This is a genomic window from Pseudomonas sp. G1002, from assembly GCF_013385455.1.
In the GTDB taxonomy this organism is placed as follows: Bacteria; Pseudomonadota; Gammaproteobacteria; order Pseudomonadales; family Pseudomonadaceae; genus Aquipseudomonas.
In genome coordinates this window covers 21,001-34,954 of sequence record NZ_JACAPY010000033.1, presented here as the reverse complement: position 1 = coordinate 34,954, position 13,954 = coordinate 21,001, and the positions used below count along the sequence as shown (strand labels likewise).

14 protein-coding genes and 1 pseudogene are annotated in these 13,954 nt (G+C 57.9%); 9 read left to right on the top strand and 6 right to left on the bottom strand.

The genetic code is table 11. The features are described from left to right. Positions 1-27: 27 nt before the first annotated feature. Entirely contained in the window at positions 28-351 is a 324-nt protein-coding gene (gene fdxA, locus HX801_RS21860) for a ferredoxin FdxA (RefSeq protein WP_003208688.1), read from the top strand. A 496-nt stretch (positions 352-847) separates the two neighbouring features. Here fdxA and apbC read toward each other — a convergent pair whose 3' ends face one another. Next, positions 848-1,942: an iron-sulfur cluster carrier protein ApbC gene (apbC, locus tag HX801_RS21855; protein ID WP_102369833.1), complete on the bottom strand. Its 1,095-nt coding sequence runs from the start codon at positions 1,940-1,942 to the stop codon at positions 848-850. A 172-nt stretch (positions 1,943-2,114) separates the two neighbouring features. Here apbC and metG point away from each other — a divergent pair, with 172 nt between their 5' ends. The 4 genes and pseudogenes from metG (at position 2,115) to HX801_RS21835 (ending at position 6,191) form a co-directional block, all read left to right on the top strand. Beyond that, positions 2,115-4,166, top strand: coding sequence for a methionine--tRNA ligase (metG, locus tag HX801_RS21850; protein ID WP_177022712.1), 2,052 nt, complete (start codon positions 2,115-2,117; stop codon positions 4,164-4,166). 121 nt (positions 4,167-4,287) lie between these two features. Continuing rightward, a pseudogene (gene rsxB, locus HX801_RS21845) lies at positions 4,288-5,109 on the top strand (electron transport complex subunit RsxB); the annotation flags it as partial. A gap of 150 nt (positions 5,110-5,259) precedes the next feature. Continuing rightward, positions 5,260-5,898, top strand: a complete 639-nt coding sequence (gene nth, locus HX801_RS21840; RefSeq protein ID WP_010170146.1) for an endonuclease III — start codon at positions 5,260-5,262, stop codon at positions 5,896-5,898. Positions 5,899-6,005: 107 nt separating this feature from the next. Continuing rightward, positions 6,006-6,191, top strand: a complete 186-nt coding sequence (locus tag HX801_RS21835; protein WP_003208696.1) for a PA3496 family putative envelope integrity protein — start codon at positions 6,006-6,008, stop codon at positions 6,189-6,191. 71 nt (positions 6,192-6,262) lie between these two features. Here the strand turns inward: HX801_RS21835 and HX801_RS21830 are convergent, their stop codons facing one another. From HX801_RS21830 to HX801_RS21820, 3 genes are all read right to left on the bottom strand, one after another. Beyond that, positions 6,263-6,895, bottom strand: a complete 633-nt coding sequence (locus HX801_RS21830) for a response regulator transcription factor (protein ID WP_003208698.1) — start codon at positions 6,893-6,895, stop codon at positions 6,263-6,265. Between the two features lie 656 nt (positions 6,896-7,551). Continuing rightward, complete coding sequence (locus HX801_RS21825; RefSeq protein WP_003208700.1) at positions 7,552-8,769, bottom strand: argininosuccinate synthase; 1,218 nt, start codon at positions 8,767-8,769, stop codon at positions 7,552-7,554. 129 nt (positions 8,770-8,898) lie between these two features. Next, the gene (locus tag HX801_RS21820) at positions 8,899-9,807 is read right to left on the bottom strand and encodes an OmpA family protein (RefSeq protein WP_087695280.1); all 909 of its coding nucleotides are present in this window, start codon (positions 9,805-9,807) and stop codon (positions 8,899-8,901) included. Between the two features lie 156 nt (positions 9,808-9,963). On the opposite strand from HX801_RS21820, the gene pyrC reads away from it, so the two are divergent. After that, positions 9,964-11,010, top strand: a complete 1,047-nt coding sequence (gene pyrC, locus HX801_RS21815; protein ID WP_003208703.1) for a dihydroorotase — start codon at positions 9,964-9,966, stop codon at positions 11,008-11,010. Beyond that, positions 11,007-11,684 (top strand): ribonuclease T, encoded by a 678-nt coding sequence (rnt, locus tag HX801_RS21810; protein ID WP_003208704.1) that lies wholly within the window; start codon positions 11,007-11,009, stop codon positions 11,682-11,684. Before pyrC ends, rnt begins: the two co-directional genes overlap by 4 nt. 64 nt (positions 11,685-11,748) lie before the next feature. Here the strand turns inward: rnt and HX801_RS21805 are convergent, their stop codons facing one another. Then, positions 11,749-12,351, bottom strand: a complete 603-nt coding sequence (locus HX801_RS21805) for a peroxiredoxin (RefSeq protein ID WP_003172097.1) — start codon at positions 12,349-12,351, stop codon at positions 11,749-11,751. A gap of 237 nt (positions 12,352-12,588) precedes the next feature. Here HX801_RS21805 and HX801_RS21800 point away from each other — a divergent pair, with 237 nt between their 5' ends. Both HX801_RS21800 and bfr read left to right on the top strand, forming a co-directional pair. Further along, positions 12,589-12,807, top strand: a complete 219-nt coding sequence (locus tag HX801_RS21800) for a bacterioferritin-associated ferredoxin (RefSeq protein WP_003208706.1) — start codon at positions 12,589-12,591, stop codon at positions 12,805-12,807. Between the two features lie 200 nt (positions 12,808-13,007). Continuing rightward, the gene (bfr, locus tag HX801_RS21795; protein WP_177022711.1) at positions 13,008-13,478 is read left to right on the top strand and encodes a bacterioferritin; all 471 of its coding nucleotides are present in this window, start codon (positions 13,008-13,010) and stop codon (positions 13,476-13,478) included. Positions 13,479-13,556: 78 nt separating this feature from the next. On the opposite strand, the gene grxD is transcribed toward bfr, so the two are convergent. After that, the gene (gene grxD, locus HX801_RS21790; RefSeq protein WP_003208710.1) at positions 13,557-13,895 is read right to left on the bottom strand and encodes a Grx4 family monothiol glutaredoxin; all 339 of its coding nucleotides are present in this window, start codon (positions 13,893-13,895) and stop codon (positions 13,557-13,559) included. Positions 13,896-13,954 lie beyond the last annotated feature (59 nt).

The following is a 13,954-nucleotide window of genomic DNA, read 5'->3' as shown; positions in this document are numbered from 1 at the left end:
TGCCGCCGCCTGAGGAGAAAATTAGAAATGACCTTCGTCGTCACCGACAACTGCATCAAGTGCAAGTACACCGACTGCGTAGAAGTGTGTCCGGTGGACTGCTTCTACGAAGGCCCGAATTTCCTGGTCATCCACCCGGACGAGTGCATTGACTGCGCCCTGTGTGAACCAGAATGCCCGGCCGTCGCTATTTTCTCCGAGGACGAAGTCCCGGCAGAGATGCAGGAATTTATTCAGTTGAACGTTGAGCTGGCGGAAATCTGGCCGAATATCACTGAGCGCAAAGACCCGATGCCGGATGCGGCAGAGTGGGATGGCAAAAAAGGCAAGATTGCCGACCTCGAACGCTGATAGCGTCGATGCCCTCCAAAAGGCCCCTTGCGGGCCTTTTTGCATTTCTGCGGGGCAGGTTTCACTTTTCTACAGGCAAAAAAAAGGGGCGGTATGACCCGCCCACATTTTTTCCCTAGTCCCTGTGTTCCTTTTCATCGTCCTGATGAATCGCATCCTGCGAGGTTCCCTGAATCATCGTTCCTTGATGACTGTGTCAATCCGTGGACACAGGGCTGATCTTAGAGAGTTCACGGGGAAGTTCAACGGGATCCAACCCGCCGGATTTTCGATTTACGCGCTCAAACGCGAATAAATAATCCTTATATTTCAACTAGATAGAAATATAGGCAATCAATTCAAGACGCCCCCGTCGATGAAAAAACCCAAACGCTTACGAAAAAGTAAGTGAATGCTTACACCAGCAATTACGTAAAAGAGTAAAAAACGCCTCGTTGCTGTTCATCAGGCAAGAAAAAGCCCCGACAAGGTCGAGGCTTTTTTCCCATCCGGTGGATCAGTCGTCGCTGACAGTAATCGTCGGCATTGCCTGGGCCTCTGCTTCCTGCAGGACGATTCGCGCGCCTACGTGGCGCGCCAGCTCCTGGTAGACCATGGCAATCTGGCCATCGGGCTCGGCAACCACCGTCGGCTTGCCGCCATCAGCCTGCTCACGAATCCCCATGGACAGCGGCAATGACGCCAGCAGTTCCACGCCGTACTGGGTCGCGAGCTTCTCGCCGCCGCCTTCACCGAACAGATGCTCGGCGTGGCCGCAGTTGGAGCAGATGTGCACCGCCATGTTTTCCACGACGCCCAGCACCGGGATGTTGACCTTGCGGAACATCTCCACACCCTTGCGGGCATCCAGCAGCGCAAGGTCCTGCGGTGTGGTGACGATCACCGCGCCGGCCACCGGCACTTTCTGCGCCAGGGTCAGCTGGATATCGCCGGTGCCTGGCGGCATATCGATCACCAGGTAGTCCAGATTGCCCCAGTCGGTCTGGGTGACCAGTTGCAGCAACGCACCGGATACCATCGGGCCGCGCCAGACCATCGGTGTGTTGTCATCGGTCAGGAAGGCCATGGACATGACTTCCACGCCATGGGACTCGATCGGCACGAACCATTTCTGGTCCTTGATCTTCGGCCGGGTGCCTTCCGGGATGCCAAACATCACGCCCTGGCTCGGGCCATAGATGTCGGCGTCGAGAATCCCGACCCGCGCGCCTTCCCGGGCCAGGGCCAGGGCCAGGTTGGCGGCGGTGGTGGATTTGCCCACGCCGCCCTTGCCGGAAGCCACGGCCACCACGTTCTTGACGTTGGCCAGGCCCGGAATCTGCGCCTGGGCCTTGTGCGGGGCGATCACGCACTGGATGTCGACCCTGGCCGCGCTGACGCCGTCCAGGCCTTCGATGGCCATTTGCAGCATCTGCGCCCAGCCGCTCTTGAACAGGCCTGCGGCGTAACCCAGCTCAAGCTGGACCGAAACCTTGTCACCCTGCACGTCGATGGCGCGTACGCACCCGGCGCTGACCGGGTCCTGGTTCAGGTAGGGGTCGGTGTACTGGCGAAGAACGGCTTCCACCGCTGCGCGATTGACGGCGCTCATGGGCTACTCCCGAAAAAAGACTGACTAAAACAGGCGGCTATCCTAACCGTTCCAGCGCCCCAGCGGCACGCTTTCGGCCTGTGGGAAAATCCGGAAACAGCCGCACGGGGTGAAATAAATTTCCCGGCGCTTTATAGTGGCCGACCTCCGTTTCATCAAGTAGCCGAGCCCCATGTCCGAGCCACGCAAGATCCTCGTCACCAGCGCCCTGCCCTATGCCAATGGTTCCATCCACCTTGGCCATATGCTTGAGTACATCCAGACCGATATGTGGGTGCGCTTCCAGAAGCATCGCGGCAATCAATGCATTTATGTCTGCGCGGACGACGCCCACGGTTCGGCCATCATGTTGCGCGCCGAGAAGGAAGGGATCACCCCGGAACAACTGATCGCCAATGTCCAGGCTGAACACAGCGCCGACTTTGCCGAGTTCCTGGTGGATTTCGATAACTTCCACTCGACCCACTCCGACGAAAACCGCGAGCTGTCGAGCCAGATCTACCTGCGCCTCAAGGACGCCGGGCACATTGCCACGCGTTCGATCACCCAGTATTTCGACCCGGAAAAGAAAATGTTCCTGGCCGACCGCTTCATCAAGGGCACCTGCCCGAAATGCGGCACTGAGGACCAGTACGGCGACAACTGCGAGAAATGCGGCGCCACTTACGCGCCCACCGACCTGAAGGATCCGAAGTCGGCCATCTCCGGCGCCACCCCGGTACTCAAGGATTCCCAGCACTTCTTCTTCAAGCTCCCGGATTTCCAGCAGATGCTGCAAACCTGGACCCGCAGCGGCACCCTGCAGGACGCCGTGGCGAACAAGATCGCCGAATGGCTGGACGCCGGCCTGCAACAGTGGGACATCTCCCGCGATGCGCCGTACTTCGGCTTTGAGATCCCGGGCGAACCAGGCAAGTACTTCTACGTGTGGCTGGACGCGCCGATCGGCTACATGGCCAGCTTCAAGAACCTGTGCGACCGCACGCCGGAGCTGGACTTCGACGCGTTCTGGAACAAGGACTCCACGGCCGAGCTGTACCACTTCATCGGCAAGGACATCGTCAACTTCCACGCGCTGTTCTGGCCTGCAATGCTTGAAGGTTCGGGCTATCGCAAGCCAACCGGCATTGCCGTGCACGGTTACCTGACGGTCAACGGCCAGAAGATGTCCAAGTCCCGTGGCACCTTTATCAAGGCGCGCACCTACCTGGACCACCTGTCGCCGGAATACCTGCGCTACTACTACGCCTCCAAGCTGGGCCGTGGTGTCGACGACCTGGACCTGAACCTGGAAGACTTCGTACAGAAGGTCAACTCGGACCTGGTGGGCAAGGTCGTCAACATCGCCAGCCGTTGCGCCGGGTTTATCCACAAGGGCAACGCCGGGGTGCTGGTGGCTGAAAATGCCGCACCTGAGTTGACCGATGCATTCCTGGCCGCCGCGCCGAGCATCGCCGATGCCTATGAAGCTCGCGACTTTGCCCGGGCCATGCGCGAAATCATGGGCCTGGCCGACCGCGCCAACGCCTGGATCGCCGACAAGGCGCCGTGGTCGCTGAACAAGCAGGAAGGCAAGCAGGCTGAAGTCCAGGCGATCTGCGCCACAGGCGTCAACCTGTTCCGTCAGTTGGTGATCTTCCTCAAGCCGGTATTGCCATTGCTGGCAGCCGACGCCGAGGCGTTCCTCAATGTGCCGCCGCTGACCTGGAATGACCATGCGACACTGCTCGGCAACCATCAGTTGAATGAGTTCAAGCCGCTGATGACCCGTATCGACCCGGTAAAAGTGCAGGCCGTGACCGACGCATCGAAAGAAGACCTCGAGGCCAGCAAGACCGATACCGGCGACGCTGCACCTGCGGGCAATGGCGAACTGGCGAAAGATCCGTTGTCGCCGGAAATCGACTTCGACGCCTTCGCTGCGGTGGACTTGCGGGTGGCCCTGATCCTCAAGGCCGAAGCCGTGGAAGGCGCCGACAAGCTGCTGCGCCTGACCCTGGACATCGGTGATGAACAACGCAACGTGTTCTCGGGGATCAAGAGCGCCTATCCGGACCCATCCAAGCTCGATGGTCGCCTGACCATGATGATCGCCAACCTCAAGCCGCGGAAAATGAAGTTCGGTATCTCCGAAGGCATGGTGATGGCGGCCGGCCCTGGCGGTGAAGAGATCTACCTGTTGAGCCCGGACAGCGGCGCCAAGCCGGGTCAGCGCATCAAGTAACAATGGCTAACTGCCTCATGGTCTCGGCCATGGGGCGGTTTAAGCTAGTACCCCCTCCTCGCTTGCCGGATAATCGGATTCTGTTTGCTGTCGGCCCGTTGTTGGCTGTGGCTTTTCCGGGTTCCAACGCAATGATCAAACCATGAGCCTGATTCAACGTATCGACGCCCTGCTGCCGCAAACCCAGTGTGGCAAATGTGGGCATCCTGGCTGCAAGCCCTACGCAGAAGGCATTGCCCAAGGCGAGGCGATCAACAAGTGCCCTCCGGGCGGCCAGGAAACCATCGCAGGCCTGGCGCAGCTGTTGAAGCTCCCGGTGCTGGAGTTGGACACATCTCGAGGGGAAGCGCCCGCACAGATCGCGTTTATCCGTGAAGCGGAGTGCATCGGCTGTACCAAATGCATCCAGGCCTGCCCGGTGGACGCTATCGTCGGTGCTGCCAAATTGATGCACACGGTGATTGTCGACGAGTGCACGGGTTGCGACCTGTGTGTAGCACCCTGCCCGGTTGATTGCATCGAAATGCGTCCGTTGAGCACCGTGGTACCGATTGTCGGCGGGCTGGCCTCCAATGATCATGAACGCGAGGCACGCAGCCTCAAGCGCGACCGGGCCCGGCGACGGTTTGAACAGCGCAACGCGCGGCTGCAACGCGAAGAGGAACAGAAACTTGCCGAACGCCAGGCACGCTCCAAGCGCGCCGCCCCGGTAGCTGCGGCCACGGTCAACCCGGTCCAGGCGGCCATTGAGCGGGTTCGTGCACAAAAAGCCGCGGCCATGGACGCCGCCTTGAAGAAGGCCAAGATCAACCTGGCCATGAGCCGCGCCCAATTACACAAATCCCTGAAAGCTTTCGGCCACCCGCCGACCTTTGAACAGCAGTCGCAGTTGATCATTCTGCAACAGCACTTCGAAACGGCAGAGCAGGCGCTTGCAGCACTGGTGGTGGCTGATGCCCGCACCTGAACCCCTTGAGCACCGGCCCCACGTGATGAAGCGTGTACTGCCGGTGCACGCCGCGTTTATCCTGCTTGGGTTATTGGGCCCGTTTTTCGTAACCACACTGACTGTCCGCAAGGAACCGCTCGCCCCATGAACGCCGCAAAACGCCTGGAAATTTTCCGTCGGCTTCACGAAGACAACCCGGAACCGAAAACCGAACTGGCCTACTCCTCGCCGTTCGAGTTGCTGATCGCCGTGATTCTCTCGGCCCAGTCCACAGACGTCGGCGTCAACAAGGCCACCGCTAAATTGTATCCGGTGGCGAACACCCCGGAGGCGATCTACGCGCTGGGGGTTGAGGGGTTGTCCGAATACATCAAGACCATCGGCCTGTACAACAGCAAGGCGAAGAATGTCATCGAGACCTGCCGGCTACTGGTGGAACTGCACGGCAGCGAAGTACCGCAAACGCGCGAAGCCCTGGAAGCCCTTCCGGGTGTTGGCCGAAAAACCGCCAATGTGGTGCTCAATACGGCATTTCGCCAATTGACCATGGCGGTGGACACGCACATCTTTCGGGTCAGCAACCGAACCGGTATTGCCCGCGGAAAAAATGTGGTGGAAGTGGAAAAACAGCTGATGAAGTTCGTGCCCAAGCCGTATCTGCTGGACTCGCATCACTGGTTGATCCTTCACGGACGCTATGTCTGCCAAGCCCGCAAGCCGCGCTGTGGCAGCTGCCGCATCGAAGACCTGTGCGAATACAAGGAAAAGACTTCCGACGATTGAGCCATCATTGCTTTTATCGATGAGTCGATTGAAAAAATCTTTTTTACCAGGCCCGAGATTATCGTTATAAGGAGCGCCAACGGCAGTCTTAGCCTGGAGTTAACCTTATGAGCACTGGCAAAGAACAACTGGATGTAGAAGACGACGTTGTTGGCGCTGAATCCGACGATGATGCAGCAGAAGCACCGGTAGAGGTGGCCAAGACCAATTTGAGCAAACGCCGCACCATCGACAACCTTCTGGAAGAGCGGCGCTTGCAAAAACAGTTGGCCGATTACGACTTCGATCTCTAATCGATCCAACGATAAACAGAAGCCTCCCTTGCGGAGGCTTTTTTCTGACTGGATGTAAATGTGAGGCCGGCCTACACCAGGCCGTTACGCTGGGCCAGCTCGATCAAGTCCACCAGCGAGCGGGCGTTGAGCTTGAGCAGCAAGCGGGTCTTGTAGGTGCTCACAGTCTTGTTGCTCAGGAACATGCCATCGGCGATCTCCTTGTTGGTCTTGCCGCGGGCCAACTGCTGCAACACCATCATCTCCCGGCCGGACAGGCGCTCGACCATGTCCGCTTCGCTGGCGTTACCCATTGTGGAGCGCACCGAGTTCAACGCCTGGTTGGGGAAGTAGCTGTACCCGCACAGCACCGCCTTGACCGCGCTCAACAGCTCGGTGAGATCCTGTTGCTTGCACACGTAGCCGGCAGCACCCGCCTGCATGCACCGCATCGAGAAATGCCCGGGCGCCTGGGACGTCAGCACCAGCACCTTGAAGGGATGTGCCTGTTTGGTTGATGACAGCCGGCATATAACTTCCAGGCCATCGAGTTTGGGAATTCCAATATCCAGTATGACAATGTCCGGCATATGCTCGCGCGCAAGTTGCAAGGCATCGACACCGTTATCGGTCTCGGCAACGACCTCATAACTATGACGTTCCATTAGCATACGCACAGCAAGACGAATGACGGGATGATCATCCACGATCAGCACTTTATTCATGGGCAAGTCCAATTTCGCTGTTCGAATTATTAAGAGTAAGCACAATAGCCTAGTCGTTTCTCGCTTGGCATAGCGCTCCCCCCCAAGCAACAGCAAGCAGAGACCTAACCCACAAAGACATAGGATTTAACCTACAAAAAAACGCCAGATCGGAGCTATCCAGTTTTGTTGGGGCTTTCAGAACTTTCCGAGCACAAACATATTTTGAGTGAAAATTCCCAGGATTACGCGGGCCCGGGTAAACGCGCCGTACACAAGTTTCAGGAAATGCCCCTTGTGCGCTGTCAGAAGACCTGTGAACCCGGAGGGAAACCGGGTTTTTAAAAGTTCCATTCGACATAATTACTAACGCTCCATAAATCCTACAGGCATGTCAGCATCTGACATATTCGCGGTACATTTCTGAGTGAATTTTCTGTAGTACATAGTTCCTGCCTACAAGAAAAAATCTCACTTTCAACAATGCATCACTTATCGAGCGAAATTAATAAACATTGCCCCCGTAAAAATATAAACACTCCAGATCATCTCCTGGAGTACCTGAACTTTTTCGAAGCGAACAATAAACACAGGCGCGCGCCCGATGATTCCGGATGTATTTTCAACCAAAAAAAATGGCCCCTTGAGGGGCCATTTTTCATTGCAACTTACAACACTCAGAACAACTTGCGACCTTTGTTGGCCGCAATGCGCATGCGCAACGCGTTCAGCTTGATGAAGCCTGCCGCGTCTGCCTGGTTGTAGGCGCCGCCATCTTCTTCAAAAGTGGCGATGTTGGCGTCGAACAACGACTCATCGGACTTGCGACCGGTCACGATCACATTGCCCTTGTACAGCTTCAGGCGCACAACGCCGTTCACGTGGACCTGGGAAGCGTCGATCATCTGTTGCAGCATCAGACGCTCCGGGCTCCACCAGTAGCCGGTGTAGATCAGGCTGGCGTACTTGGGCATCAACTCGTCTTTGAGGTGAGCCACTTCACGGTCCAGGGTGATGGACTCAATGGCGCGGTGAGCGCGCAGCATGATGGTGCCGCCCGGGGTTTCGTAGCAACCACGGGACTTCATGCCCACGTAACGGTTCTCGACGATGTCGAGGCGGCCGATACCGTGTTCGCCACCGATACGGTTCAAGGTCGCCAGTACGGTGGCCGGGGTCATTTCGACGCCGTCCAGCGCGACGATGTCGCCGTTGCGGTAGGTCAGTTCCAGGTACTGGGCCTTGTCAGGAGCGTTCTCCGGGGAGACGGTCCATTTCCACATGTCTTCTTCGTGCTCGGTCCAGGTGTCTTCCAGCACGCCGCCTTCATAGGAGATGTGCAGCAAGTTGGCGTCCATCGAGTACGGGGACTTCTTCTTGCCGTGACGCTCGATCGGGATCGCGTGCTTTTCAGCGTAGTCCATCAGCTTTTCACGGGACAACAGGTCCCATTCACGCCACGGAGCAATCACTTTTACGCCTGGCTTCAAGGCGTAGGCGCCCAGTTCGAAACGCACCTGGTCGTTGCCCTTGCCGGTGGCGCCATGGGAAATGGCGTCGGCGCCGGTTTCGTTGGCGATTTCGATCAGGCGCTTGGCGATCAGCGGACGTGCGATGGAAGTACCCAGCAGGTACTCGCCTTCGTAGACAGTGTTGGCGCGAAACATCGGGAAAACGAAATCGCGGACGAACTCTTCGCGCAGGTCGTCAATGTAGATCTCTTTCACGCCCATGGCTTGCGCCTTGGCACGTGCAGGTTCGACCTCTTCGCCCTGACCCAGGTCAGCGGTGAAGGTCACCACTTCACAGTTATAAGTATCCTGCAGCCACTTGAGGATCACCGAAGTGTCCAGGCCGCCGGAATACGCGAGAACGACCTTGTTTACGTCGGCCATGCCATCACTCCACGGGGTTGTACGGAAAGGCGTCGATTCTACCGACCAAAACCGTGAAATTACAGAGGCGCGACAGCAAATGAAGATAAAGCGACAGATTATGTCGAGCGGGCGACGAAACGCCGCACCTTATGAGGTGGCGGCAGCGTTGCCTGGCGCCTTGGCCTGGGGCGCCGGTTTCTCGGGGGCTGCCACCCGTTCGAGCTGAATATTCACCCGGCGGTTTTTCGCCCGGTTGGCCGCGTTGGTGTTCGGCGCCAGCGGATAGCTTTCGCCATGAAAGCGCAGGGTAATCTGCGATTCCTGGATGCCATTGGCCTTGAAGTAGTCCATCACCGCCAATGCACGACGCCGCGAAACGTCGCGATTGGTCAGGCGATTGCCGCTGTTGTCGGAGTGGCCATTCAACTCGACGTGGTTAACCGTCGGGTCGGCTTTCATGAATTCGAGAATCACCGAGAGCTTTTTCCTGGCCGCCGCGTCCAGTTCGATGCCGCCACCCGGGAAACCCACCTCGGTCTGTTTGACCTGCTCGAAATTCATCGGCAGCAGCTTGGTGGTGCAGAGTTGGTAGTCGTTGTAGGCCTTGCTGAATTTCGCCGGCAGCAGGCGGATCTCGGAGTAACCGCCGTCGCGGCTATAGTGCCGCACCGTCGGGCTGCGCCCTTCGAGCAGGCCGGTAAACAAACGCCCGGCCTGGGCCTGGGAGCTGTTGAACAGCACATCGCCACTGCCGACACGCACCGCCCCCAGGTTGATATCGCCACGCCCCGGCTGCCACGGCGCAGCCGCCGCCAACAGGGTTGCGGAACCGGCACCCAACGAGCCGTTAAAGGCTTTCAGGCGAAACGTCGCCTGCTCGCCGGCCCGGCGCACGAACTCGCCCGAGCCGAAATCGGTGATCGGCTGGGTCAAGCGGCACTCGAATTTATCGCCCTCCACTTTCCACTCAATATTCTCCAGACGTGTCTGGAACGTGAGGGCCATCGCGGGCAGGCTGGCGAACACACTGAGCAGGGCTAAATAATGCTGGCGCACGGGAGGCTCCACTGGTTTCTACAACACATCAAGGCGTCATACATCGTTAAGGCATACCCAGGGATATCGGTCGCATCCTGCAAAACTTGATAGCGAGTGCCTGCAAGAGTCTTTTCCGGTAGCATTCCCACCAGATTGACCCGCCTGGAATCCCCAATGTCCGACCGCCTGACCCTGCTGCGTCCCGACGACTGGCATATTCATCTTCGCGATGGTGCTGCGTTGCCCCAAACCGTGGCCGATGTAGCGCGCACGTTTGGCCGCGCCATCATCATGCCTAACCTGGTACCTCCGGTGCGTAACGCCGCGGAAGCCGACGCCTATCGCCAGCGCATTCTCGCTGCACGACCGGCCGGCAGCCGCTTCGAACCGTTGATGGTGCTGTACCTGACCGACCGCACCCAGCCCGAAGAAATCCGCCAGGCCAAGGCCAGTGGTTTCGTGCACGCCGCCAAGCTGTACCCGGCCGGCGCGACCACCAACTCCGATTCCGGCGTCACCAGTATCGACAAGATCCTGCCGGCCATCGAAGCCATGGCCGAAGTGGGCATGCCGTTGCTGATCCACGGTGAAGTCACCCGTGGCGATGTCGATGTGTTCGATCGTGAAAAGATCTTCATCGACGAGCACATGCGCCGAGTTGTCGAGCTGTTCCCGACCCTCAAGGTGGTGTTCGAGCACATCACCACCGCCGATGCCGTGCAGTTCGTCACCGAGGCTTCGGCCAACGTCGGCGCGACCATCACCGCGCATCACCTGCTGTACAACCGCAACCACATGCTGGTGGGCGGGATTCGGCCGCACTTCTATTGCCTGCCGATTCTCAAGCGCAACACGCACCAGGTAGCGCTGCTCGATGCCGCCACCAGTGGCAGCGAGAAATTTTTCCTCGGTACCGACTCTGCACCTCACGCCCAACACGCCAAGGAAGCCGCGTGTGGTTGTGCCGGGTGTTACACCGCCTATGCGGCGATCGAGTTGTATGCCGAAGCGTTCGAACAACGCAACGCCCTGGACAAGCTTGAAGGGTTCGCCAGCCTCAACGGCCCGCGTTTCTATGGCCTGCCGGCGAATACCGACCGCATTACCCTGGTCCGTGAAGACTGGACCGCCCCCACCAGCCTGCCGTTTGGCGAGCTGACCGTTATCCCGCTGCGCGCCGGTGAAACACTGCGCTGGCGCCTGCTGGAGGAACACCCGTGAGTGAAGACCATTACGACGACGACCAGGAACACGGCGGCGGTGGTGGCGGTTCCCGTCACCCGATGGCCGAGCGTTTCCGTGGCTACCTGCCCGTTGTCATCGACGTAGAAACCGGCGGTTTCAATTGCGCCACTGATGCGTTGCTGGAAATCGCCGCCACGACCATCGGCATGGATGAACAGGGTTTCGTGTTCCCGGAACACACCCACTTCTTCCGCGTCGAGCCGTTCGAAGGCGCCAACATCGAAGCGGCGGCCCTGGAGTTCACCGGGATCAAGCTTGATCACCCACTGCGCATGGCCGTCAGTGAAGAAGCGGCGCTGACCGACATCTTCCGTGGCGTACGCAAGGCCCTGAAGGCCAATGGCTGCAAACGCGCGATCCTGGTGGGCCACAACAGCAGCTTCGACCTGGGCTTCCTCAACGCCGCCGTGGCGCGCCTGGACATGAAACGCAACCCGTTTCACCCGTTCTCCAGCTTCGACACTGCGACCCTGGCCGGTTTGGCCTATGGCCAGACCGTGCTGGCGAAGGCCTGCCAGGCTGCCGGTATCGACTTCGACGGTCGTGAGGCCCACTCGGCCCGCTACGACACCGAGAAGACCGCCGAGCTGTTCTGCGGCATCGTCAACCGTTGGAAACAGATGGGCGGCTGGGAAGACTTCGGCGACTGAAGCCAAATCCCGCACATAAAAAAACCGGCCTTCTCAGGCCGGTTTTTTTTGCTTCGAACGTGGCTTACAGCTTGCCAGCGTTCTCGGTCAGGTAAGCCGCAACGCCTTCTGGCGAAGCGTTCATGCCCTTGTCGCCTTTTTTCCAGTTGGCAGGGCAGACTTCGCCGTGCTCTTCGTGGAATTGCAGGGCGTCGACCAGACGGATCAGCTCTTCCATGTTACGGCCCAGCGGCAGGTCGTTGATGATCTGCGAGCGTACAACGCCCTTGTCGTCGATCAGGAACGCGCCACGGAATGCCACGCCGCCTTCGGACTCAACGTCGTAGGCCTTGGCGATGTCGTGCTTCATGTCGGCAGCCATGGTGTATTTGACTTTGCCGATGCCGCCATCATTGATGGCGGTGTTGCGCCAGGCGTTGTGGGTGAAATGGGAGTCGATGGAAACGGCAACCACTTCAACATTACGCGCCTTGAAATCGTCCATGCGGTGATCCAGGGCGATCAGCTCCGATGGGCAGACGAAGGTGAAGTCCAGCGGGTAGAAGAACACCAGGCCGTATTTGCCTTTGATGGCTTCAGACAGTTTGAAGCTGTCTACGATTTCGCCATTGCCGAGGACGGCGGGTACGTCGAAATCCGGGGCTTGTTTGCCGACGAGTACGCTCATTGGGTATCTCCTGATGGTGGTGACTGAAGTAAAAGGATCCGTCCCAGTGTGCCGCAGCTAAACGACAGGCCTGTGACGTGATCACGCTTCGTGAAGACCGACCATCATACCGGAAAAAAGCCGTTCGTCAGTGACGCCGCGTGCAAACACCAAGGCTTGAGAAACTACTTTGACAATCATTCTCGTTAACATTAAGATCCGTCGCACTTAAGCCTTAAACCGCGATGGTTCTCCCTTATGTATGTCTGCCTTTGCACTGGCGTCACCGACGGACAAATCCGCGAAGCAATCTACGAAGGTTGCTGCAGCTACAAGGAAGTACGTGAAACCACCGGCGTTGCCAGCCAATGCGGCAAATGCGCCTGCCTCGCCAAGCAAGTGGTACGGGAAACCCTGACGCAGCTGCAAACTGCCCAGGCTGCGATCCCCTACTCAGCAGAATTTACACACGCTTAACAGGCATGTTTTAAAGAACCGGACTGAGTGTCCGGTTTTTTTATGCCCGTAATTCAAACAGTTAGCGCCAAGACGCGGAACACAAACATTCTTATTCCGATTAATTTTCATTTATTATTCAATAACTTAGGTTTGACAGTAGTAAATGCGCAGCTCAAACTCCGCCTTATATACAGCTAATACAGGGCAGGACCCCAATCATGAAAGGCGACATCACAGTCATCCAGCAACTCAACAAAATCCTTGCCAATGAACTGGTCGCGATCAATCAGTACTTCCTGCATGCGCGCATGTATGACGATTGGGGCCTGGAAAAGCTGGGCAAGCGTGAATACAAAGAATCCATCAAGGCCATGAAGGACGCTGACGCGCTGATCAAACGCATCCTGTTCCTGGAAGGCCTGCCGAACGTGCAGGACCTGGGCAAGCTGAACATCGGCGAGCACACCCAGGAAATGATCAACTGCGACCTGAACTTCGAGCGCAAGAGCCACACCGACCTGAAGGCCTCCATTGCTCATTGCGAATCCAAGGGCGACTTCGGCAGCCGTGAACTGCTGGAAGATATCCTTGAAGACCAGGAAGAACACATCGACTGGCTGGAAACCCAAATCGGCCTGATCGACAAAGTGACTATCGAGAATTACCTGCAATCGCAGATGGGTGAATAACCCTTCAATTCCCGGCCACTAAAAAGCCCCGCTCTCTTTCGAGAAGCGGGGCTTTTTATTGCCGCGGCCTAAAACAAATCAGGCTTCGGTCTTCGCAGCTGCTTTGGCCGCTGCGTCTTTGATCAGTGCCTGCAACGAACCATCAGCCGCCATTTCGGTGATGATGTCGCTACCGCCGACCAGCTCACCGGCAACCCAGAGCTGCGGGAAGGTTGGCCAGTTGGCGTACTTCGGCAGGTTGGCGCGGATTTCCGGGTTCTGCAGGATATCCACGTAGGCGAACTTCTCGCCACATTGCATGATTGCCTGGGAAGCCTTTGCGGAGAAGCCACACTGGGGAGCGTTAGGGGCGCCCTTCATGTAAAGCAGAATAGTGTTGTTGGCAATCTGCTCTTTGATCGTTTCGATGATATCCATGGAACACCTCGGCTGGAACTTTCCGACTCATGGGTCGGCACGGTGGCGCATTGTAACGC

Bases quoted from the DNA above. Each gene is read 5' to 3' on its own strand.
- metG (WP_177022712.1), top strand. From the start codon at position 2,115: ATGTCCGAGCCACGCAAGATCCTCGTCACCAGCGCCCTGCCCTATGCC.
- nth (WP_010170146.1), top strand. From the start codon at position 5,260: ATGAACGCCGCAAAACGCCTGGAAATTTTCCGTCGGCTTCACGAAGAC.
- fdxA (WP_003208688.1), top strand. From the start codon at position 28: ATGACCTTCGTCGTCACCGACAACTGCATCAAGTGCAAGTACACCGAC.
- pyrC (WP_003208703.1), top strand. From the start codon at position 9,964: ATGTCCGACCGCCTGACCCTGCTGCGTCCCGACGACTGGCATATTCAT.
- grxD (WP_003208710.1), bottom strand. From the start codon at position 13,895: ATGGATATCATCGAAACGATCAAAGAGCAGATTGCCAACAACACTATT.
- HX801_RS21805 (WP_003172097.1), bottom strand. From the start codon at position 12,351: ATGAGCGTACTCGTCGGCAAACAAGCCCCGGATTTCGACGTACCCGCC.
- apbC (WP_102369833.1), bottom strand. From the start codon at position 1,942: ATGAGCGCCGTCAATCGCGCAGCGGTGGAAGCCGTTCTTCGCCAGTAC.
- HX801_RS21830 (WP_003208698.1), bottom strand. From the start codon at position 6,895: ATGAATAAAGTGCTGATCGTGGATGATCATCCCGTCATTCGTCTTGCT.
- HX801_RS21800 (WP_003208706.1), top strand. From the start codon at position 12,589: ATGTATGTCTGCCTTTGCACTGGCGTCACCGACGGACAAATCCGCGAA.
- bfr (WP_177022711.1), top strand. From the start codon at position 13,008: ATGAAAGGCGACATCACAGTCATCCAGCAACTCAACAAAATCCTTGCC.
- HX801_RS21825 (WP_003208700.1), bottom strand. From the start codon at position 8,769: ATGGCCGACGTAAACAAGGTCGTTCTCGCGTATTCCGGCGGCCTGGAC.
- HX801_RS21835 (WP_003208696.1), top strand. From the start codon at position 6,006: ATGAGCACTGGCAAAGAACAACTGGATGTAGAAGACGACGTTGTTGGC.